The sequence below is a fragment of the Luteimonas notoginsengisoli genome (assembly GCF_042648885.1).
Taxonomy (GTDB): domain Bacteria; phylum Pseudomonadota; class Gammaproteobacteria; order Xanthomonadales; family Xanthomonadaceae; genus Luteimonas; species Luteimonas notoginsengisoli.
Genome location: NZ_JBHRYF010000001.1, coordinates 563,420 through 582,326, shown reverse-complemented (window position 1 = coordinate 582,326; position 18,907 = coordinate 563,420). Strand labels below are relative to the sequence as shown.

Here is an 18,907-nt window from a genome sequence, read left to right as displayed (position 1 = left end):
ATGCTTCGGCCGGATACGCGCGGGAGCGGCACCAGCCGCGAGTTCCTGCCTCCACCGGAGAGGTCAAAGAGCTCGCGGCTGAAGCCGCTCCCACGAAAACGGCGGCAAGGGCCGCCCGTTTGCCCCTCCGGCTTTGCAGGAGAGGCAACGGCATGTATCGCTGCCTCTTGGGCGGCGATTACTTCTTTTTCGGGGCGATCATCATGACCATCTGCCGCCCTTCCAGGCGCGGGCGTGATTCGATCACGATGTCTTCGCCGAGGTCGCCCTCGATCCGCGCGGCCATCTCGCGGCCGAGCTCCTGGTGGCTCATCTCGCGGCCGCGGAAGCGGATGTTCACCTTGATCTTGTCGCCTTCCTCAAGGAAACGGCGCATGTTGCGCAGCTTGATCTGGTAGTCGCCTTCGTCGGTGACCGGCCGGAACTTCATTTCCTTGATTTCGACCTGCTTGGTCTTCTTCTTGGCTTCGTTGGCCTTCTTCTGCTGCTCGAAGCGGAACTTGCCGAAGTCCATCACCTTGCAGACCGGCGGATCGGCGTTGGGCTGGATCTCGACCAGGTCGAGCCCGGCATCTTCGGCCAGCTGCAATGCTTCTTCGCGCGAAAGGACGCCGACCATCTCGCCGTCCGCGCCAATCACGCGCACCCGCGGTACGCGGATGTCCTGGTTCCTGCGATTTTGCTTGTTGTCAGGGATACTGATAGGTGGATCTCCAAGGAAACTGTGCCGGACACCGTGATGTCCGGGCCTGCCGATGCAGGCTGCCTAGGCCTGCATCGGGTACTACGTCACGCTGCTGCGTGCCCGTCCAGCAGGCGCGCGGCAAAGTCTGCGACGGACATCGTCCCCAGATCTTCCCCTGACCGCGTGCGCACTGCGACGGCTGCGTTTTCCTTCTCGCGGTCACCCACCACGAGCAGGTACGGCACGCGCTGCAACGTATGCTCGCGGATCTTATAGCCGATCTTCTCGTTCCGCAAATCCTCCGTGACCCGGAAGCCTTGATTTGCAAGGGTTTTCCGGAGTTCGCGAACCCAGTCGGCCTGGGCATCGGTGATATTCATCGCCACCGCCTGCACCGGGGCCAGCCAGACCGGCAGATGGCCGGCATGGTGCTCGATCAGGATGCCGATGAAACGCTCCATCGAGCCCACGATGGCGCGGTGCAGCATGACCGGATTGCGCTTCTGGCTGTGTTCGTCCACGTACTCGGCGCCCAGGCGGCCGGGCATCATGAAATCGACCTGCATCGTGCCCAGCTGCCAGGTGCGGCCGATGGCGTCGCGCAGGTGGTACTCGATCTTGGGGCCGTAGAACGCGCCCTCGCCCGGCAATTCGGTCCATTCGACCCCGGCGGAGCGCAGGGCGCCGCGCAATGCTTCCTCGGCCTTGTCCCAGGTGGCGTCGTCGCCCAGTCGCGGTTCGGGCCGCAGGGCCAGCTTGACCTGGACATCGGTGAAGCCGAAGTCGGCGTACACCCGCATGGCCTGGGCGTGGAAGTCGGTCACCTCGGACTCGATCTGGTCCTCGGTGCAGAACACGTGGCCATCGTCCTGGGTGAAGCCGCGCACGCGCAGGATGCCGTGCAGCGCGCCGGAGGGCTCGTTGCGGTGGCAGCTGCCGAACTCGCCGTAGCGGATCGGCAGGTCGCGGTAGCTGTGCAGCCCCTGATTGAATACCTGCACGTGGCCGGGGCAGTTCATGGGCTTCAGCGCGTAGGTCCGCTTCTCGGACTCGGTGAAGAACATGTTGTCCTTGTAGTTGTCCCAGTGGCCGGATTTCTTCCACAGTTCGACGTCGAGGATCTGCGGGCAGCGGACCTCGCCGTAGCCGGTGTCGCGGTACACCTTGCGCATGTACTGCTCGACCGCCTGCCAGATGCTCCAGCCCTTGGGATGCCAGAACACCAGCCCCGGCGCCTCTTCCTGCAGGTGGAACAGGTCCTGCTGCTTGCCGATCCGGCGATGGTCGCGCTTCTCGGCTTCCTCGATGCGCTGGATGTAGGCGGCCAGCTGCTTCCTGTCGGCCCACGCGGTGCCGTAGATGCGCTGCAGCTGCTCGTTCTTCGAGTCGCCGCGCCAGTACGCGCCGGAGATGCGGGTGAGCTTGAACGCCTTGAGGAAGCGCGTGTTCGGCACGTGCGGACCGCGGCACATGTCGACGTATTCCTGATGGTGGTACAGGCCCATCTGGGTGACGTCGTCGTCCATGTCCGCGATCAGGCGCAGCTTGTAGTCCTCGCCGCGGGCCTTGAACGTCTCGATCACCTCGGCGCGCGGGGTCATCTTCTTGACCACGTCGTACTCGGTGCCGATCAGCTCGGCCATGCGCTGCTCGATCGCGGCCATGTCCTCGGGGGTGAACGGGCGCTCGTGCCAGATGTCGTAATAAAAACCCTCGTCGATGACCGGGCCGATCACCATCTTCGCGTCCGGATACAGCTGCTTGACCGCGTGCCCGACCAGGTGCGCGGTGGAGTGGCGGATGATCTCGACGCCGTCGTCGTCCTTCGGCGTGATGATCTGCAGCGCGGCGTCGCGTTCGATGACGTCGCTGGCGTCGACCAGGCGGCCGTCGACCTTGCCCGCCACAGTGGCCTTGGCCAGGCCGGGCCCGATGGACTCGGCGACGTCCATGACGGACACGGGATGGTCGAACTCGCGGCGGCTGCCGTCGGGAAGAGTGATGTTGATCATGTGGGCTTCTTCGGAAACACCGCGGCAGGCGCGGCGGCTGGTTCGGGGCGGATGCGAGGCAACAAAAAAAGGCGCCAAGGCGCCTGTCGTCATCGTGGCGATGATGGCCTTGGGTCGGTCAGCGATGATCGCGGGTAGTGTCCATGTCGCACGCTCGGCCGGCGTTTCCGCGGGCCACCTTGCATCGGCTCGGTCCGTGATTCTAGACGAAAAACGCGCGCTCCGGCGCGGGCTGGCGGGTGTCGGGAGGGCGTGGCAGGCCGCGCCACCGGTCGCCGCATGATCACGGCCATCGCCGTGCCCATGGCAGGCTGAGCGCTCTGATGACAAGGAATGCGCCGCTTCGGCCTTGGCGCGATTGCGCGGACCCGGACCGCTACCCGACGCAGGTAGCCGGGCACGAATCGTCGAGCAGATAGGCCCGCGGTCAGCGGCGTCGTTACGTATTCCGGATTCCGGGGAAATCCGTGCATCGTCTGAAGGCGGTCATCCGGGGGTGAATATTGCGCACCCGCATGTCGATAAATTAGAATCATTCTCATTACGAAGACGCCCCACGCGACCATGGAGGGCGCCCGGCCGAAGCCAGGCGCCTTTTTTCGCGTTCGTGGCTGGCGCTTTGCCTTCTTCCACTTCAAGAGCCACCCATGTCCCGCGAGTCGCGATTCCGCCCTCTCCTTCCTTGCACCACCCCCCGCCCGATCACGCTGGCGCTGCGGGCTGCCTTGCTGGCGTGTATCGCAACGCCGGTCGCTGCGCAGGACCTTGCCGCCGCCGACACCGACGCCACCACGCTGGACACCATCCAGGTCACCGCGCCGATCGTGAAAAGCACCGGCACGGCGACCAAGACCGACACGCCGCTGATCGAGATCCCGCAGTCGATCTCGGTGATCAGCGACCGGCAGATGCGCGACCGCGCGATCCACGGCGTCGAGGAAGCGTTGTGGTACACCGCCGGCACCCAGGGCGGCCAGTACGGCGACGACTCGCGCAGTGACTGGGCCCTGATCCGCGGCTTCGAGCCCGCGCGCTACCTGGACGGACTGGCAGTGGTCGATGGCGCGTGGACCGGGGATTCGCGCATCGAACCCTACGGACTGGAACGCATCGACGTGCTCAAGGGACCGGCGTCGGTCAACTACGGCGCCATGCCGCCCGGCGGCATGCTCAACTTCGTCAGCAAACGGCCCACCGCCGATCCGCTGCGCGAAGTAGAACTGCAGGTCGGCAGCTACGGCCTGCGCCAGGCTGCGTTCGACCTCGGCGGTCCACTCAACGACGGCGGCACGCTGCTCTATCGACTTACCGGCCTGGCGCGCAACAGCGACAACGTCGTCGATCACGTGCACGACGATCGCTACTACTTCGCCCCGGCGATTACCTGGACGCCGGACGAGCGCAACTCGCTCACCGTGCTGGCACGCTGGCAGAAGTCCGACACGGTGGAAGGCGGCGGCTTCCTGCCGGCCGAAGGTTCGCTGTACGCAGGGCCCAACGGCACCATCCCGCGCAACTTCTTTGCCGGGGAACCGGGCGGCAACGACTACATCAAGACCAACAAGTCGCTGGGCTACGAGTTCAGCCATGACTTCGGCGGCGGCACCCGCTTCCGCCAGAACCTGCGCTACATGCGCGCCGACGTGGATGCCACCGCCGGCGGCATCGGCGCGTTCGGCTTGCAGGACGACTTCATCCCCGGCAGCGACCCGGGTCGCACCCTGCTGACGCGCTACTACTACCCGCGCCTGGACGAGTCGTCGAGCTTCACGGTCGACAACAGCCTCGCCTTCGACTTCGGCACCGGGCAAGTGCGCCACGCACTGCTGGCAGGCCTGGACTACCGCCGCAGCCGCGACGACATCGCGCAGGCATTCCTGTTCGGCGCCCCGCCCCTGGACATCTACGCCCCGGTCTACGGCGCCGAGCTCACCGTGCCGGACTTCACTTCGCACACGCTGCAGACCCAGGGCCAGGTTGGCCTGTACGTGCAGGACCAGGCGAAGTTGGGCCGCTGGGTATTCACCCTCGGGGGACGCCACGATTGGGTGGGCACCGATACCCGGGACCGCATCAACGGCGGGCGCCAGCACCAGAGCGACGAGCGCTTCTCCGGCCGGGTGGGCGTGAACTACCTGTTCGACAACGGGCTGGCACCGTACGTGGGCTATTCGCAGTCGTTCCAGCCCACCGTCGGCACCGACTTCGAAGGGCAGGCGTTCGTGCCGACAACCGGGGAGCAGGTCGAAGCAGGGCTGAAATACCAACCAGCCGGCGGCAACCTGCTGGCGACCCTGGCCCTGTACGAGCTCACCCAGCAGAACACCCTGACCGTCGACCCGGAGCACACCCTGTTCTCGGTCCAGCAGGGCGAAACGCGCGTGCGCGGCTTCGAGCTGGAAGGTCGCTGGAACGTCAGCCATGGTTTCAGCGTCTACGGCGCCTACACCCGCACCGACTCCGAAGTCACGAAGAGCACGGCGTTGGAAACATTGGGCAAGGAGCTGGCGCTGCAGCCGCGCAACCAGGCCTCGCTGGGCACCGACTACACCATCACCACCGGTCCATTGGCCGGGCTCGGGTTCGCTGCCGGGGTGCGCTACACCGGCGGCCTGTACGGCGACATCAACAATCTCTGGCACACGCCCTCGTACACGCTGTATGACGCCGCGGTGCACTACGACTTCGGCAACTGGCGCCTGCAGCTCAACGCCGCCAACCTCACCGACGAGAAATACGTCGCGGTCTGCAACAGCGGCACGTGGTGCTACTACGGCTATCCGCGCACCGTGACCGCGACCGCGCGCTTCCAGTGGTGATCGCGGCCACCGTGTCGACAGTGCGAGGCATTGTCCAAGGAGGCAGGGCATGACGATCGCGGGCGCGCTGGCGGCCGTGCTGTCGGCGTTTGCGCTGTTCGCAGGCTCGGGGCATTGCCGCTGGCGCCCGCCCATGGCGCTGCGGCGACATGGCAGCCTCGCCGGCATCGTGCTTGCGATCGCGTCGCTGGCCGCGTGGATCGTCGCACTCGGCGTCGGCGCCGGCCTGTGCACCATGCTGGCCTGCTGGATGCTGGCAATGGTGGCGTTGCCTTGCCTGGCCGCGCTCGCGGGATCTTCGCCGCGATGATGTGGAGCTGCGCCAGCGCCGGCCTCGTCGCCGGGTTCCTGCTCGCCGCCGCGGTGGTGGGCCTGGTCGGCTGGGCACTGCCCGGCCCTTGGCAGGCGACGCTCGTGCCCGGGCTGGTGATGTTCTTTCCGCTGTGGATCGGTTTCGCCGGCGCCGCGTTCGCGTTCTCCAGCGGCCGTCGCGCATGGCTTTGGCTGGGCGGCGCGGCGCTGACCGGCCTCGGGGCGCTGTGGGTCCTGCAAGCGTCTGGCTGGATGCAATGAAGCTGAAGTCCGCCACGTTGCGCACCTTCAGTGCGGTGCACACCTGGACCGGCCTGGTGGCCGGCTTCGCGCTGTTCGTTGCTTTCTACGCCGGCGCGATCACGGTGTTCCACCATGATCTTCCCGCATGGCAGTCGCGCGCCGTGGCCGAGCAGCCGCGGCAGTCCCTCGACGAAGCGCAGCAGCTGCTGGATGGCGTGCTGCAGCGGCATCCGGAAGCGCGCGTGCACGTGGGCATGCTGTTTCCCGGATCCGAATGGCCGCAATCGTCGGCCTACTGGCAGGACGCAAAGGGCACGTGGCTGTTTGCCACCCTCGACGACCTCGACGGCAGCCCCAAGCCGCCGCAGGCGGGACTGCCGGAACTGCTCAACGAGCTGCATTACTCGCTCGGCCTGCCGGTCGCGGGCACCTGGCTGATGGGGATCGTCAGCCTGCTCTACGGGCTGGCGCTGCTGTCGGGCGTCGTGATCCACCTGCCCAAGCTGGCGAACAACCTGTTCGCGCTGCGACCCGGGCGCAATCTCAAGCAGTTCTGGCAGGACGCGCACAACATCGTCGGCGTGCTCAGCCTGCCGATGCACGTGATGTTCGCGATCACCGGCGCCCTGCTGTGCCTGCTGTTCGTGCTGATGGCCGCGCTCAACCCCCTGGTTTACGGCGGCAAGCTGATGCAGGCCGTGCCTGCCGCGATGGACACCGCGCCGGTGCGCGAGGCAACGGGCATCGAGACCTCGGCCGGTTCGCTGGCGATGTGGCGGACGCGTTCAATCGAGGTTGCGCGCGCGCAGGGTATCCACGACTTCGAGCCGTCCTACCTCAAGCTGGCCAACGCCGGGGATCGCAACGCGGTGGTCGAAGTCACCGGGGAATCTTCCCGGGCCCTCGGGGCACTGGGCTCGGTCGCGCTGGATGCCAGCACCGGGGAAGTGCTCGCCACGCAGTTGCCCGGTCGTCGCGACGCCAACCATGCAACGCTGGCGGCCACCTATGCGCTGCATTTCGGCGAGTACGGCAATGCGCTGGTGCCCTGGCTCTACTTCCTGCTGGGCGTCGGCGGCGCCTTTCTGTTCTATTCGGGCAACCTGCTGTGGATCGAGTCGCGGCGCAAGCGCCGGCAACAGGCACAGGGGCGCGCGCAGGTGAACATGGCGCGGGCGACGGTGGGCGTGTGCATCGGGTTCTGCGTGGCGGTGTCGGCCGCGTTCGTCGCCGCGCAGGCGTTCGAGGCGCTGGCGCCAGCGCGGGTTGACGCCGGCATGCGTTGGACGTGCTTCTTGGCCTGGGCCGCATGCGCGGCGTGGGCAGCGGTGCGTCCGCCGGCCCGCGCTGCACGCGAGGTGCTGTGGCTGGCGGCGGCCACGACGGCTGCGATCCCGCTCGCGCACGGCCTGGCCAGCGGGCTGTGGCCCTGGACCAGCGCGGCGGCAGGTCACTGGGGGCCGTTCTGGGTGGACGCCGTGGCCCTGGCGATGTCGCTTGCCTTCGCCAGCCTCGCCCGCGCCAGCGTCCGTCGTGCGCGCCAGGGCGAGCCGAACAGCGTGTGGGCCGACCCGTCGTCCTCTTTCCCGCACAGCCCGCAATGACGACAGACATCTCTTGCACGCGCGGTGCAAGCCGTATGCCCGCAGGTCTGCGTGGTTCCATCCGACCAAGACGCGGGGACCGGCTTCGGCCGCGGCTCCAGCGCCGACCGTCCGGCTTCCCCTATGCAGCTTCCGCTTGTCTGCACCCGCCCCAACGGCTAGAATTCGCCTCCCTTCGGGCGGTTAGCTCAGCGGTAGAGCACTACCTTGACATGGTAGGGGTCACAGGTTCGAACCCTGTACCGCCCACCACTCGCGAGAGTGGACCAGACCACGGCGCGACCTTCGGGTTGCGCCGTTTGTGTTTGTGTTGCCGGATTTGCTCCGGTGGATACTGTCTTCCGCCGGGCGAATCCTGCCGATTCAGTCGGATCGCAGGTGGGCCTGACGCGTGGGCCCTTGTCGGGGAAGTCCGGAACCGATTTGTCCGCCTTCGCCATTCAGCACCAAGGCAGCTTGCGTCGAGGCGCGGCCCGACCTCGCTCGGAATTGCCGCATTCGGGTTGCCTCGCAGCCGAGCGCCCCGAAACGAACCTCAGCCCCCAAGCATGGCGTCCTTCAGCCGGCGGATCTGGTCGCGCACCTGGGCGGCCTGTTCGAACTCCAGGTCGCGGGCGTGCTGGTACATCTGCTGCTCGAGCGCCTTGAGCTTGGCCGTGGCCTGCGCCGGGTCAAGTGCGGCGTAGTCCTCCCGCGCGTCGGCGACCTGGCGCTGCCGGCCGCGCCCCCTCTTCTCGGTCGAAGGATCGGGACGTGCGCCCTCCATGATGTCGACGATCGACTTCTGCACCGACTGCGGCGTGATGCCGTGCTCGGTGTTGTATTCGACCTGCTTCGCGCGACGCCGGTCGGTCTCGTCGATGGCGCGCCGCATCGAATCGGTCACGCGGTCCGCGTACAGGATCGCCTTGCCGCGCAGGTTGCGCGCAGCGCGGCCGATGGTCTGGATCAGCGAGCCCGTCGAGCGCAGGAAGCCTTCCTTGTCGGCATCGAGGATGGCCACCAGCGATACCTCGGGCATGTCCAGGCCTTCGCGCAGCAGGTTGATGCCGACCAGCACGTCGAACTTGCCCAGGCGCAGGTCGCGGATGATCTCGACGCGCTCCACGGTATCGATGTCCGAGTGCAGGTAGCGCACGCGGATATCGTGTTCGCCGAGGTACTCGGTGAGGTTCTCGGCCATGCGCTTGGTCAGCGTGGTGACCAGGACCCGATCGCCCATCGCCACGCGCAGGTTGATTTCGCCGAGCAGGTCGTCGACCTGGGTCGCGACCGGGCGGATCTCGACCACCGGGTCGATCAGGCCCGTCGGGCGGACGACCAGTTCCACCACCTGGCCCTGCGACTTCTCCAGTTCGTACTCGCGCGGCGTCGCGGAAACGAAGATCGTGCGGGGCGAGCGGCCTTCCCATTCCATGAACTGCAGCGGCCGGTTGTCGAGCGCCGACGGAAGGCGGAAGCCGAACTCCACCAGCGTTTCCTTGCGCGACCGATCGCCCTTGTACATCGCGCCGATCTGCGGGACGGTCACGTGCGATTCGTCGATCACCAGCAGCGCATCCGGCGGCAGGTAGTCGAACAGGCACGGCGGCGCCTCGCCCGGCATGCGGCCGGTCAGGTGCCGCGAGTAGTTCTCGATGCCGTTGCAGTAGCCGACCTCGGCCATCATCTCCAGGTCGAACTGGGTACGCTGCTGCAGCCTCTGCGCCTCCACCAGCTTGTTCTGCGCGTAGAACTGCTCCAGGCGCATCGGCAGCTCGTCCTTGATCGCGTTGATCGCGTCGAGAACGGTGCGGCGCGTGGTGACGTAGTGCGACTTCGGATAGATCGTGTAGCGCGGAAGCGTGCGCAGGGTTTCGCCGGTCAACGGGTCGAACAGCGTGAGCTTCTCGATCTCGCCGTCGAACAGTTCCATGCGCAGCGCCTCGGCGTCGGATTCCGCCGGATGCACGTCGATGACCTCGCCGCGCACGCGATAGGTGCCTCGGCGCAGTTCGGTGTCGTTGCGGCTGTACTGCATCTCGGTCAGGCGGCGGATCAACTCGCGCTGGTCGATGCGCTCGCCGCGCACCATGTGCAGCACCATCTTGAAGTATTCGTTGGGATCGCCGAGGCCGTAAATCGCCGACACCGTGCACACGATGATCGCGTCGCGCCGCTCCAGCAGCGCCTTGGTCGCCGACAGCCGCATCTGCTCGATGTGCTCGTTGATCGAGCTGTCCTTGTCGATGAACGTGTCCGACGACGGGATGTAGGCCTCGGGCTGGTAGTAGTCGTAGTAGCTGACGAAATACTCCACCGCGTTGTGCGGGAAGAATGCCTTGAACTCGCCGTACAGCTGCGCCGCCAGGGTCTTGTTGGGCGCCATCACCAGCGTCGGCTTCTGCACCTGCTGGATCACGTTCGCGATCGTGTAGGTCTTGCCAGAGCCGGTCACGCCCAGCAGCGTCTGCTTGGCCAGTCCGCTCTCGAACCCTTCGACGAGCTTCTCGATGGCCTGCGGCTGGTCGCCGGCGGGCTGGTACGGGGCAACGAGCTGGAAGTCGGCGGGATGAATGGTGTCGGACATGGCTCGGGGTTTGAAAAGCGGATCGGTCAGTCTAGCGAACCCGGGAGATGGGGCCGCCAGCGCGCCTGCGCAACCGCAGGTTGGTCCCGCCGCATCCCGGCGGCAAATGCAGGCCGTTCCGGGCCGCGCGCAGGCCGGGATCAGGACACTGTGCTTCCAACGGCAATGGATGCCCTCGCGCGGGGCCATGATGCCGGTGGACGGGTGCCCCATCGGAAAATCCCCACCCGAACTCCAGACTCGCCCGACGTCGGTCCGCGAACGCCGCCGATATCCGCGCCCCTGCCCTCGGCCTAACCTGCCCGCTCCAATGGCGTGGAGCCGAACATGAACCGCAAGGACGCGGGCTTTTCCCTGGCCGAACTGGCCGTCACGCTCTCGGTGCTCGCACTCATCCTCGCAATCGCACTACCCGCCTTCGGGGCGATGCTGCAGGGCGCGCGCGCTTCTAGCACGTATCACCTGCTCATGACCTCGTTGGCCGCGGCGCGGTTGCGGGCAATCAAGGACAACGCACCCGTGACCGTCTGCCCCAGCACGGACGGGCACACCTGCCGAGGCGACGAGATCTGGAACGATGGCTGGATCCTCTACCTCGATCCTGATCGCGAGGACCAGCCGTCTTCGGCGGAAGCCGTGATCCAGCGCTTCGACGGGGTGGACAATGGATTGCAGCTCAGGAGCACGACGGGCCGCACCCGGGTGCGCTTCCAGCCCACCGGCTGGTCCTTCGGCCACAACCTCAGCATTCGCCTGTGCCGAGGCGACGATTTCCTGGGCAGCGTGATCGTGAACAACGCGGGGAGACCGCGCACCGAGCGTCCCAATGGGTCCGCACCCTGCCCGTTCGACGTTGCAGCCCCGTAACCGCGTCGCGGTTGGCCAATCGCGCCGCCTTCCGCTTGACCCGGGCGCCCCACCGCCTAAAATACCCGTCCCCGCCCGAATAGCTCAGCTGGTTAGAGCACTTGACTGTTAATCAGGGGGTCGTTGGTTCGAGTCCAACTTCGGGCGCCAGACATGAAAAACCCGCCTTCCGGCGGGTTTTTTACTTATATCCTGCAGCGCTGTCCTCTTCTGCCTACCAGCAACCATCCGTTGCGGGTGATTTCACTCCGGCCTGATTGATGCTCAGAGTGCCACAGGAGTCGCCCTGCTGCTTGCCCGCCGGAGTTGCCGTTACGCTGTACACACGCGGATTCGCAGCATTGATAATCCTCCCGATGGTGTAGTACTTCAACGTGTCCGGATCACAGACGTTGTCCAGCACATTCCCAGCTGGCGCTCCATCATAGGTCAGCTGCACCGTGTAATAGCGCTCCAGTTGCTGCGAAGCCGCGACGGCGCAGGCGCCGCCCGCCGCGCGCCGCGTCTTCCTGACGTGCTCGTTGTAGCTGGGCAAGGCGATGGACGCCAGGATCGCGATGATCGCCACCACCACCATGACTTCGATCAGTGAAAACCCCGCCATCGGCTGGCGGCCGCCGCTGCGGCGGCCGTCCAATTTGTTGGTCATCGATCAATCCCCCCTGATTTCACGCCAGGAAACACGGCTCCACTGCTTGCGCACGATGCCTCCGGGCGCGGGCTTGTCCGCTCCGCCAGTACCGCCAACGATCAACGTCCCGTCCAGGAAGATCGGCAGGGTCGGCATGCCGACGCCGAAGTTTACGGAGCCCACCGGGATGTCACCGATGTTGGTATCCGACGTATCGCCATCGCGGTCGAGGTCGAAGAACGACTTGCCGGTACTTGTGCCGGTGAACGCGTCCACCGCATTTATGTAGCCGCTCCCCGAGGCCTCGCAGGCATCGCCGGTAGGCAACATGCTCGCGGTGACCAGGACGTTGGACACCATCTGGGCATCCTGCACGATTCGCTCGCCGTCCGCCGGCAAGTTCACATACCAGCCCTTCTTGTCGTTGGGCAGGCTGGCCTTCTTCTCGAATGTACGTACCGGATAACCGTTCTGCTCTTCACCGGTATTGATGATCTGGCGGACTTGCAGGTCGGCTCGCGTGACGGCATTGCCGGAATCGATGAAGCCGTACATGCTCTGCGCCAGCGGGGTTTTGTCCTCTGCATCGGCGATGGTCATGAAACTGCCCGTGCCGAACAAGATCCAGCGCCGGTACGTGCGCGGATCGAGCGCCACGGTTACGCCACCCGTGATCGGCTGCACTTTGCCCGTGACGCTGCTGACGGCCGTGAACAGTTTGGTAGCGGTCCACTGACTTGGCGAGCTATTGGTGAGATCGAACTTCCAGACATTTCCCTGGAGATCGCCGGCATATGCGTAGGCCAACGTCTTGCCGTCCGGTCCCACGACGCCGGTCGGCGCCGAAAGACCATTGGGTACCGCCACCGATCCAGTGAGCGTATCGATTTCGCGAATGACCCCACCGGTCGCCAGGTCGACCACCAGCAGCACAGCCTTGCCATTCGCGCTGTTGACGCCATTCCCCAGCACCGCAGCCGTCGCGCCGGTCTTCACCGGGGCCAGGATCGGCCTGCCAAGCACCAGACCCATGTTGTTGTCCGGCGTTTCACCAAGTTCCCACGACACGTTGCTGGTACCGAAGGACCCGGGAGCGCTGACATCGAGACCGTACAACCCCTTGCCGCCCCTGCCCAATGCACCTATCAGCAGGTTCTTGTTCGGCGTGAGCTTGCGGCTGCTGACGGCAATCGGGCCGTCCACGAAGAAGTTATGCGTGTAGTCGCCACGGCTCAGTCTGGCGAGGTTGCCGATGTTGATGATCCCGGGCACGTAAGCGAACTGTTCCGCACCGGTGGTGCCATTGAAGGCGTGCAACATGCCGTCGTTGGCCCCGACATACAGGGTGTTGGTATCGGCCACGTAGGCTGGGGACGAGTTCACGATGTCCCCCAGCGTCGTTTCCGTGCGCACCCGAAGCTGGCCCGTCCCGGAGCCTTCCTTGCTTTGGTCGCCCTTGATGTAGGCGGCGTTCTCCGCGCCGGTGACCGGGTAGTTCAATGCACCTCCCGTTCGCGCCAGTGCATCGCGCTGCGTCGTTGTCGGGAACGTCCTACCGCTGCCGTTGAATGTAAATACCTTGCGCCCGCTTTTCGGAACCGAAGCCGTCCAGGCGAGCGTATCGGGCCTGCCCAGGGAATCGAGCGTCCAGGCCTTTACTTCGCCAGACCAGGTCCCAGGCACGTAGCTCGCATTGAACACCTTGCCGCCGGTGCGCAGGGAAGTTGCATTGCTGGCCACGTTCGAATACGAGCTGGCCCGTCCTGCGATGCTTTCCAGCGCCTTTGTCAGGCCCGCGGCGAACTCGGTGGGATTGGAGGCCGGCACAAACGATCCGTGTCCGTTGACCGCTGCATGCCAGAGGTCGTCGATACGCGTTTCATTTTCCGCCGTCATGGGGTTCGGCCAGATCGCAGCATTGGAGGCCGGTGGCGGGTCGGTGACGGTCAACGTGCCACTAAGGCCGATGGAAATGCCGAACGTCACCATGTGCTGCCATGTGGCGGGGTCGGGACTCGACGGGGGCACGTTGTTGGTGAGATTGGCCCGCAAATCAGTTCGGTAGTAGTAGTTTGCGATGTCCGCGAGGGTAACGCTGTGACCGTCCCCGTCATCGTCGGTCAATCCGAATTTCGAACTGGTGTTGTCATTCCAGTAGCCGTCGGTGGTGAGAATCGAAAAGCTCGGACGGCACGAGAGCTGTTTGGCATCGGTGCCGTCGCCCCACGGGCCATTCTTGTCCACGCGCGTGTAGTACTCACCAACTGCACTGAGCGTCGTGCGCAGCGGCGTCGAACCATCCCGCACCATTTCGGACTGCACGCTGTTGAACCAGTTGGTCTTGTTTTTCGATCCCGACGTGGTGTCGTCCTCGAATCGCCCGCCGTTGATGTTGACCGGGATAATGGGATTGGTACCGGTCGAGCTGAGGTGGGAGGACCGACCATTGATCGGCGTATAGCCCACGCGATAGCCACCTCCGAGCGGGGCAAAGGCTTCCGAAGCCCCGCCTTTGGCGGTCTTCATTCGCGTCCTGTAGTACGAGTACCACGTGGCGATGTTCTTCAGCTCGTCGGCCTGGTTACGACCCGTTGGCGTTTTCGCGACCATCCTGGTCAGATACGCATCAAGATAGACATTGCTGAAGTTGCCGCTATTGTCCCGATAGACCTGCACCCGCCAGTCGCCGGACTCGGGGTTCGTCGCGGCGCATGTTTCTCCACCGTTACCGGAACTGGAAGTGCAAAGAGTGTTGCCGTTTGGCCGGACCAAATTCAATTCGACGCTCTTGCCGCCTCCGCTTGTCGATACCGTGAGCAACGAAACCCCGGAAGCGACCCTGATCGTAAAGGTTCTCTGGGTGTTCGCATCCATGGATGACGAAAGCGGGCCTTTCGGAAAGCCTGATACCTGGGTGAGTTCCGCAACGACGACCGTACCCGACGAATCGATGGAGTATCTGTCGAAATCCTTGGCATTCGTCGAGCTTGTTACGCCTGTTTTCGGGACGTAGAAGATCGCTTCATCGTTCCCCCGCAGGTCACGTGTTCCCCGACCGTTGTCGGCCTTGTTCCAGTCCAGATACACCGAGGCCACGTTCTGCCCGCCTGACATCCGGGTCCCGTTGGCGGTCAACCAGGGCTGATAGTTCGTGCGCGGATCGTAGTAAATGGTGTTGTTGAGATAAGAACGGTCTCGCGGGTTGTCCCGCAACCCGGTATAGCTCGCGCCGGTCCCGGTTCCCGTGTAATCCGGATCCTGTACGTCAAACGGCATCGACACCAGGGCCATCGAGCCCGAATTGTCGAGGATGAACATGATGTTCGGCGGCACGCGTGCGCCAGTGGTCAGCGGATCGTCTGGAATCGGAACCGTGGCCGCAGTGACAGGCAGGGCCAGCACGGTCACCAGGAAAGCAGCCGGCGCCGACCACCATTGGCGCTGCGTCTGCGGGGAGCGACGGGAGTGCATGCGTTGAATATTCATAGGATTCACAGCCGCGGGAAGCGATAGATGACGTCGTTTTGCAGGATCACCTGGGCGCGGCCCTTTTCCTGGCTGCGAGCGGTGACGCGGAACATCGGCCCGGTGACCACGGAGTCGGAGGCAGGAATCGTGCCGCCCGTTTCCATGTGCGACTGATTGATGCCCAGATATTCGATCCAGTAGTCGCTGCGCGTGTCGGGAACCAAGGGATCAGCCTGTCCGAGGATCGGGCCTGCACTCCAGGTCGCATCCCCCTGCTTGGTGAATGTGGGGCACACGCTCGAAACGTTGCAGTCATTCACCGCGGGCACCGTGTCCTGCCATTTGGGAGCGGCGTTCAGCGCCTGCTGGCCCGCGCTCAGGCCGAGCTCTGCCGCCTGCATCGCCAGGCTGCGGTCGTACATGTTGCCGCTCATGCGTTCCTGCATCGCGGAACTGCGCAGCACCGCGATGCCGAGCACCGACGTGACGAGCAGCAGGATGAGGACGACGAGCAGCGAGATGCCGGCCTGCCTCCGCCGTGGCCGGAGGGCGATTCGATCAATTGCATTCATGGCGTGCGACTCCTGATTCCGATCACCGTGGCTGCATTGCGCGTCAGCGCAGCATTGTCGATCTGCTGCTGGCTATTGAGCTGCAGCGTCATGCGCACGGCATTCACGTAGGCCCAGTCGGTGGGCGTGGCCTGGTAGGCCTCCGGAGTGCCACCGGATGTCTGGTGAAACATCATGGCCAAGCCCTGCACGCCTTCCGCAACCTCTTCTCCCGCGCCATTGAAACGCGACACGAAAAGAGAGCTGCCGCCCCTGGGATTGGGCGCCACATACCAACGCGAACTGCGCATCCGGGCGATCGAGATGCTGCCTGCTGCCGCGTTCGTCGTGTCCGATGGATCGAACTCGAGCGATGTCTTGAACGTGACCACCCGGCCGGCTGTGGACGCCACCTCCACGAATCCGGTCATCGCCGCATTGCAGACCATGACGATATCGTCGGCCTTGAAGATGTCGGAGGCCACGGGGTTGTCCTCGGTCAGGGTGACCGAGCTCGCGGTGGCATTCGAAACACGATAGGACAGGTCGTCAGCCGACGTGAGCGTCAGGGTGGTGGCGTCGCCGCCAATCGGCTGTCTGAAATCCAGACTTGTCTGGTCCGTTCCCATGACGCGCGCTTCATTGGAGCAGGCCGAACTGCCGGTCGCACGGATGTCGCGGGACATCATTTCATAGGCCACCCGCGCGCTTTCCTGCATGCGATTGAGCCCTTCGTTGGCGCCGTACGTGCGCTGGTTGGACTGGAAAACGGCAAAGGCCGCGCCGAGTACCAGCAAGCCGAGCACCATGGCGATCATCAGTTCGATCAGACCGAACCCGGCCATGCGTCGGCTCGGAATCGCTTGCGTGCTCATATGCTTGTCCTCGTGACGAGCTGACGGGTCGCGGAACCACCGGCGCGCTGGTCATCCCACTGCACGATGATCTGGCAGTTTGCGGGGCATCCGGTGATCTGCCCGCAAGCCGTCGCACCTCCGCGGGTAATCGTGCTTTGCAGCGATCCCACCCACGTATCCAGGTCATTACCGGCCAAGGTTGCGACTCCCGTCGCCGCGCAGCGCATGCCGCCGGTGTTGTAGGCCGCGGCATTGAGGCTGTTGGCGCGCATCGCTTCGATGATCGCGGTGGTCTGCATGACCGCCTGGGTGCTTTCGAGCGAGCTTTGTCCGCCACGCAGTGCAACCGACTGCATGGCAGCGATGCCCAGCATGCCCACGGCCAGGATCAGCACCGACACCATTACTTCGATCAGGCTGATGCCGCGCATGCGGTTGGCTGCACTGGCCACGCCGCCCTCGCGGCGGCGCACCGGAATACGATCGGCAAATTCAGGGAGAGGAATCATGCGCACGCACCGCCGCCGTTCCGGGAAGTTGTCGCCAGGGTTCCGCTGATCATCACGGTGATCACCTTCTGGTTATTGCTCGGATTGCTCACGGGCACACACGCGGTGACCGTGGTCTGTGCGTCGATGATCCCCGACGGCCGGAACACGATGCCCGCCGGCGGACCGCTGATCTGCACCGAACCAGACGGGCGCTGGTCGCGGATGACTTCGTCGGCGCCGTCGCTGTTGTCGGCTCCGTGGATGATCCAGCGGGCCCAATTGCCGGAATTGGTGCAGGTGAGCCCATTGGCACTCGCACAGACAGTGACCCGGGTATTGCGGCGGATCGCTTCGGCACGCGCCAATTGCAGGGCCGCAGTCAGCTCGCCGGTTGCGCCGCTGAGGCGGTTCGCATTGAGCATGGCCGTCATGCTGGGCACGGCAATGGCAGCCAGGATGCCGGCCACTGCCAGCGTCACCATCAGCTCGATCAACGTGAAACCTGCCGCGCATGGGCGCGTGCCCCGGAACCGGCGTTTCAGCCGGATGCATTCCCCTGATCTCGGCATACTGCCCCCATAATTCAGGCCGCAACCGTAACCGCACTGAGCCCGGATGGCCATGCGCGGCCGATAAGCGGCTTGTTCTCCGGCGTCGACGGCTTGGAGTTCGGCCATGCCGGCGATTACCACGCAATGCAGGGTCTCGTCCTTGAAGCGATCTGATGCGCCAACTCCACTGGAAGCACTCTGGCGTCCGACCGCGTTGACCACGGTCGTGTTGGTTGGCGAGGCCCTCGCGTTGATCCTGGCGCTGGCGCCGGCCGGCAGCGACGATCGGCTGGTCCGGTTCGGTTTGGCATCGCTCGGCATCCAATGGGTCGCCTTGGGAACACTCGGAACGTTTTATCTTGCCCGTCGGCAGTTGGCCAGGCTGCCCACCCACGCCATGGCCTGGGCCTGCTTGGGGCTCCTGCTTGCGATGACGGGCATCGTGGCCGCCGTCGCATGGCAGATGCTCGAGCCCGCCCTGGAGCCTGCCGGCAGCGGCGTGCGATTCGTCCTGCGATTGCTCGCAATGGCCTTGGTGGTAGGCCTGCTGGCGCTCGTGGCGTTCCAGAACTACCTGCACGCGCGACGGCTGCTGGTTCGTTCCAAACAGCTGGAGCTCGAAGCCCTGCAGGCCCGCATCCGCCCGCACTTTCTGTTCAACACGCTCAACACCGGCGCGGCGCTGGTGCATGCGCGTCCGGATGAGGCAGAGCGCGTCCTGCTGGACCTGGCCGACCTGTTCCGTCACGCGCTTCGCGGGCCACAGCGGATCCCGTTGGCGGACGAGCTGACGCTGACCCGCCGCTACCTGGACATCGAACTGCTCCGCTTCGGCGAACGGCTGCGGCTGGAATGGCAGGTTCCGGACAGCCTGCCCGACGTGCACGTGCCGTCGTTGTCGATCCAGCCGCTGGCTGAAAACGCGATCCGTCACGGCATCGAGCGCCTGCCGCAGGGTGGGTGCGTGGACGTCATGGTTGAGGTCACGGCAACCGAGGTGATCGTGACAGTCGGCAACGACATGCCGCACGTTGCCGCTGCGAGCACTGGACACGCGGTAGGGCTGGCGTCGTCACGCGAGCGTGTCGACGCGTTGACCGAAGGCCGCGGCCGGGTGGAAGCCCACGTCCAGGACGGGCGCCACATGGCACGGATGGTCTTGCCGCTGGAATGACCTGACCCGAACAGATCAAGCGCGCTTGATCTGCCTGGATCGACTCGCTTGGGGCAGCCGGTCGTCGCCAACC

At 65.1% G+C, this 18,907-nt stretch carries 15 protein-coding genes and 2 tRNA genes; 8 read left to right on the top strand and 9 right to left on the bottom strand.

What is annotated here, in order from left to right:
* Positions 1–178: 178 nt before the first annotated feature.
* Positions 179–703, bottom strand: coding sequence for a translation initiation factor IF-3 (gene infC / locus ACFOM9_RS02675; RefSeq protein WP_386707269.1), 525 nt, complete (start codon positions 701–703; stop codon positions 179–181).
* A gap of 86 nt (positions 704–789) precedes the next feature.
* On the bottom strand, positions 790–2,697 hold the full coding sequence (gene thrS, locus ACFOM9_RS02670) for a threonine--tRNA ligase (RefSeq protein ID WP_386705919.1): 1,908 nt from the start codon (positions 2,695–2,697) through the stop codon (positions 790–792).
* Between the two features lie 647 nt (positions 2,698–3,344).
* Between thrS and ACFOM9_RS02665 the strand changes: the two genes are divergently transcribed.
* The 5 genes from ACFOM9_RS02665 to ACFOM9_RS02645 all read left to right on the top strand — a co-directional run bounded on the left by ACFOM9_RS02665 (position 3,345) and on the right by ACFOM9_RS02645 (position 7,927).
* On the top strand, positions 3,345–5,516 hold the full coding sequence (locus ACFOM9_RS02665) for a TonB-dependent siderophore receptor (RefSeq protein WP_386705917.1): 2,172 nt from the start codon (positions 3,345–3,347) through the stop codon (positions 5,514–5,516).
* Between the two features lie 49 nt (positions 5,517–5,565).
* Complete coding sequence (locus tag ACFOM9_RS02660) at positions 5,566–5,826, top strand: hypothetical protein (protein WP_386705915.1); 261 nt, start codon at positions 5,566–5,568, stop codon at positions 5,824–5,826.
* On the top strand, positions 5,823–6,089 hold the full coding sequence (locus ACFOM9_RS02655) for a hypothetical protein (RefSeq protein WP_386705913.1): 267 nt from the start codon (positions 5,823–5,825) through the stop codon (positions 6,087–6,089). Before ACFOM9_RS02660 ends, ACFOM9_RS02655 begins: the two co-directional genes overlap by 4 nt.
* Complete coding sequence (locus ACFOM9_RS02650) at positions 6,086–7,675, top strand: PepSY-associated TM helix domain-containing protein (RefSeq protein ID WP_386705911.1); 1,590 nt, start codon at positions 6,086–6,088, stop codon at positions 7,673–7,675. Before ACFOM9_RS02655 ends, ACFOM9_RS02650 begins: the two co-directional genes overlap by 4 nt.
* A 177-nt stretch (positions 7,676–7,852) precedes the next feature.
* Positions 7,853–7,927 (top strand) — tRNA-Val (locus ACFOM9_RS02645).
* Between the two features lie 283 nt (positions 7,928–8,210).
* Here ACFOM9_RS02645 and uvrB read toward each other — a convergent pair.
* Positions 8,211–10,244 carry an excinuclease ABC subunit UvrB gene (uvrB, locus tag ACFOM9_RS02640; protein WP_386705909.1) on the bottom strand — a complete coding sequence of 678 codons (2,034 nt, stop codon included), beginning with the start codon at positions 10,242–10,244 and terminating at the stop codon, positions 8,211–8,213.
* A 327-nt stretch (positions 10,245–10,571) separates the two neighbouring features.
* On the opposite strand from uvrB, the gene ACFOM9_RS02635 reads away from it, so the two are divergent.
* Both ACFOM9_RS02635 and ACFOM9_RS02630 read left to right on the top strand, forming a co-directional pair.
* Complete coding sequence (locus ACFOM9_RS02635) at positions 10,572–11,111, top strand: GspH/FimT family pseudopilin (protein ID WP_386705907.1); 540 nt, start codon at positions 10,572–10,574, stop codon at positions 11,109–11,111.
* A gap of 73 nt (positions 11,112–11,184) precedes the next feature.
* Positions 11,185–11,261, top strand: a tRNA-Asn gene (locus ACFOM9_RS02630).
* A gap of 64 nt (positions 11,262–11,325) precedes the next feature.
* Here ACFOM9_RS02630 and ACFOM9_RS02625 read toward each other — a convergent pair.
* From ACFOM9_RS02625 to ACFOM9_RS02600, 6 genes are read right to left on the bottom strand one after another with little or no spacing between them, the layout of a single operon-like run.
* A complete protein-coding gene (locus ACFOM9_RS02625) occupies positions 11,326–11,760 on the bottom strand; it encodes a type IV pilin protein (RefSeq protein ID WP_386705906.1) in 435 nt (144 codons plus the stop codon).
* A gap of 3 nt (positions 11,761–11,763) precedes the next feature.
* Positions 11,764–15,228, bottom strand: a complete 3,465-nt coding sequence (locus ACFOM9_RS02620) for a PilC/PilY family type IV pilus protein (protein ID WP_386705904.1) — start codon at positions 15,226–15,228, stop codon at positions 11,764–11,766.
* Between the two features lie 5 nt (positions 15,229–15,233).
* Complete coding sequence (locus tag ACFOM9_RS02615) at positions 15,234–15,782, bottom strand: pilus assembly PilX family protein (protein WP_386705901.1); 549 nt, start codon at positions 15,780–15,782, stop codon at positions 15,234–15,236.
* Positions 15,779–16,636 carry a PilW family protein gene (locus ACFOM9_RS02610; protein WP_386705899.1) on the bottom strand — a complete coding sequence of 286 codons (858 nt, stop codon included), beginning with the start codon at positions 16,634–16,636 and terminating at the stop codon, positions 15,779–15,781. Before ACFOM9_RS02610 ends, ACFOM9_RS02615 begins: the two co-directional genes overlap by 4 nt.
* A complete protein-coding gene (locus ACFOM9_RS02605) occupies positions 16,633–17,127 on the bottom strand; it encodes a type IV pilus modification PilV family protein (protein WP_386705897.1) in 495 nt (164 codons plus the stop codon). Before ACFOM9_RS02605 ends, ACFOM9_RS02610 begins: the two co-directional genes overlap by 4 nt.
* Positions 17,124–17,786, bottom strand: a complete 663-nt coding sequence (locus tag ACFOM9_RS02600) for a GspH/FimT family pseudopilin (RefSeq protein WP_386705895.1) — start codon at positions 17,784–17,786, stop codon at positions 17,124–17,126. Before ACFOM9_RS02600 ends, ACFOM9_RS02605 begins: the two co-directional genes overlap by 4 nt.
* Here ACFOM9_RS02600 and ACFOM9_RS02595 point away from each other — a divergent pair.
* The gene (locus ACFOM9_RS02595) at positions 17,785–18,834 is read left to right on the top strand and encodes a sensor histidine kinase (protein WP_386705893.1); all 1,050 of its coding nucleotides are present in this window, start codon (positions 17,785–17,787) and stop codon (positions 18,832–18,834) included. The two genes, ACFOM9_RS02600 and ACFOM9_RS02595, sit on opposite strands and share 2 nt — an antisense overlap.
* Positions 18,835–18,907: the final 73 nt, after the last annotated feature.

Coding starts and splice junctions, on each gene's coding strand:
- ACFOM9_RS02610 (WP_386705899.1), bottom strand. CDS start 16,636: ATGAGCACGCAAGCGATTCCGAGCCGACGCATGGCCGGGTTCGGTCTG.
- ACFOM9_RS02600 (WP_386705895.1), bottom strand. CDS start 17,786: ATGGCCGAACTCCAAGCCGTCGACGCCGGAGAACAAGCCGCTTATCGG.
- ACFOM9_RS02660 (WP_386705915.1), top strand. CDS start 5,566: ATGACGATCGCGGGCGCGCTGGCGGCCGTGCTGTCGGCGTTTGCGCTG.
- ACFOM9_RS02605 (WP_386705897.1), bottom strand. CDS start 17,127: ATGATTCCTCTCCCTGAATTTGCCGATCGTATTCCGGTGCGCCGCCGC.
- uvrB (WP_386705909.1), bottom strand. CDS start 10,244: ATGTCCGACACCATTCATCCCGCCGACTTCCAGCTCGTTGCCCCGTAC.
- ACFOM9_RS02635 (WP_386705907.1), top strand. CDS start 10,572: ATGAACCGCAAGGACGCGGGCTTTTCCCTGGCCGAACTGGCCGTCACG.
- ACFOM9_RS02615 (WP_386705901.1), bottom strand. CDS start 15,782: ATGAATGCAATTGATCGAATCGCCCTCCGGCCACGGCGGAGGCAGGCC.
- thrS (WP_386705919.1), bottom strand. CDS start 2,697: ATGATCAACATCACTCTTCCCGACGGCAGCCGCCGCGAGTTCGACCAT.
- ACFOM9_RS02595 (WP_386705893.1), top strand. CDS start 17,785: ATGCCGGCGATTACCACGCAATGCAGGGTCTCGTCCTTGAAGCGATCT.
- ACFOM9_RS02665 (WP_386705917.1), top strand. CDS start 3,345: ATGTCCCGCGAGTCGCGATTCCGCCCTCTCCTTCCTTGCACCACCCCC.
- ACFOM9_RS02625 (WP_386705906.1), bottom strand. CDS start 11,760: ATGACCAACAAATTGGACGGCCGCCGCAGCGGCGGCCGCCAGCCGATG.
- ACFOM9_RS02620 (WP_386705904.1), bottom strand. CDS start 15,228: ATGAATATTCAACGCATGCACTCCCGTCGCTCCCCGCAGACGCAGCGC.
- ACFOM9_RS02655 (WP_386705913.1), top strand. CDS start 5,823: ATGATGTGGAGCTGCGCCAGCGCCGGCCTCGTCGCCGGGTTCCTGCTC.
- ACFOM9_RS02650 (WP_386705911.1), top strand. CDS start 6,086: ATGAAGCTGAAGTCCGCCACGTTGCGCACCTTCAGTGCGGTGCACACC.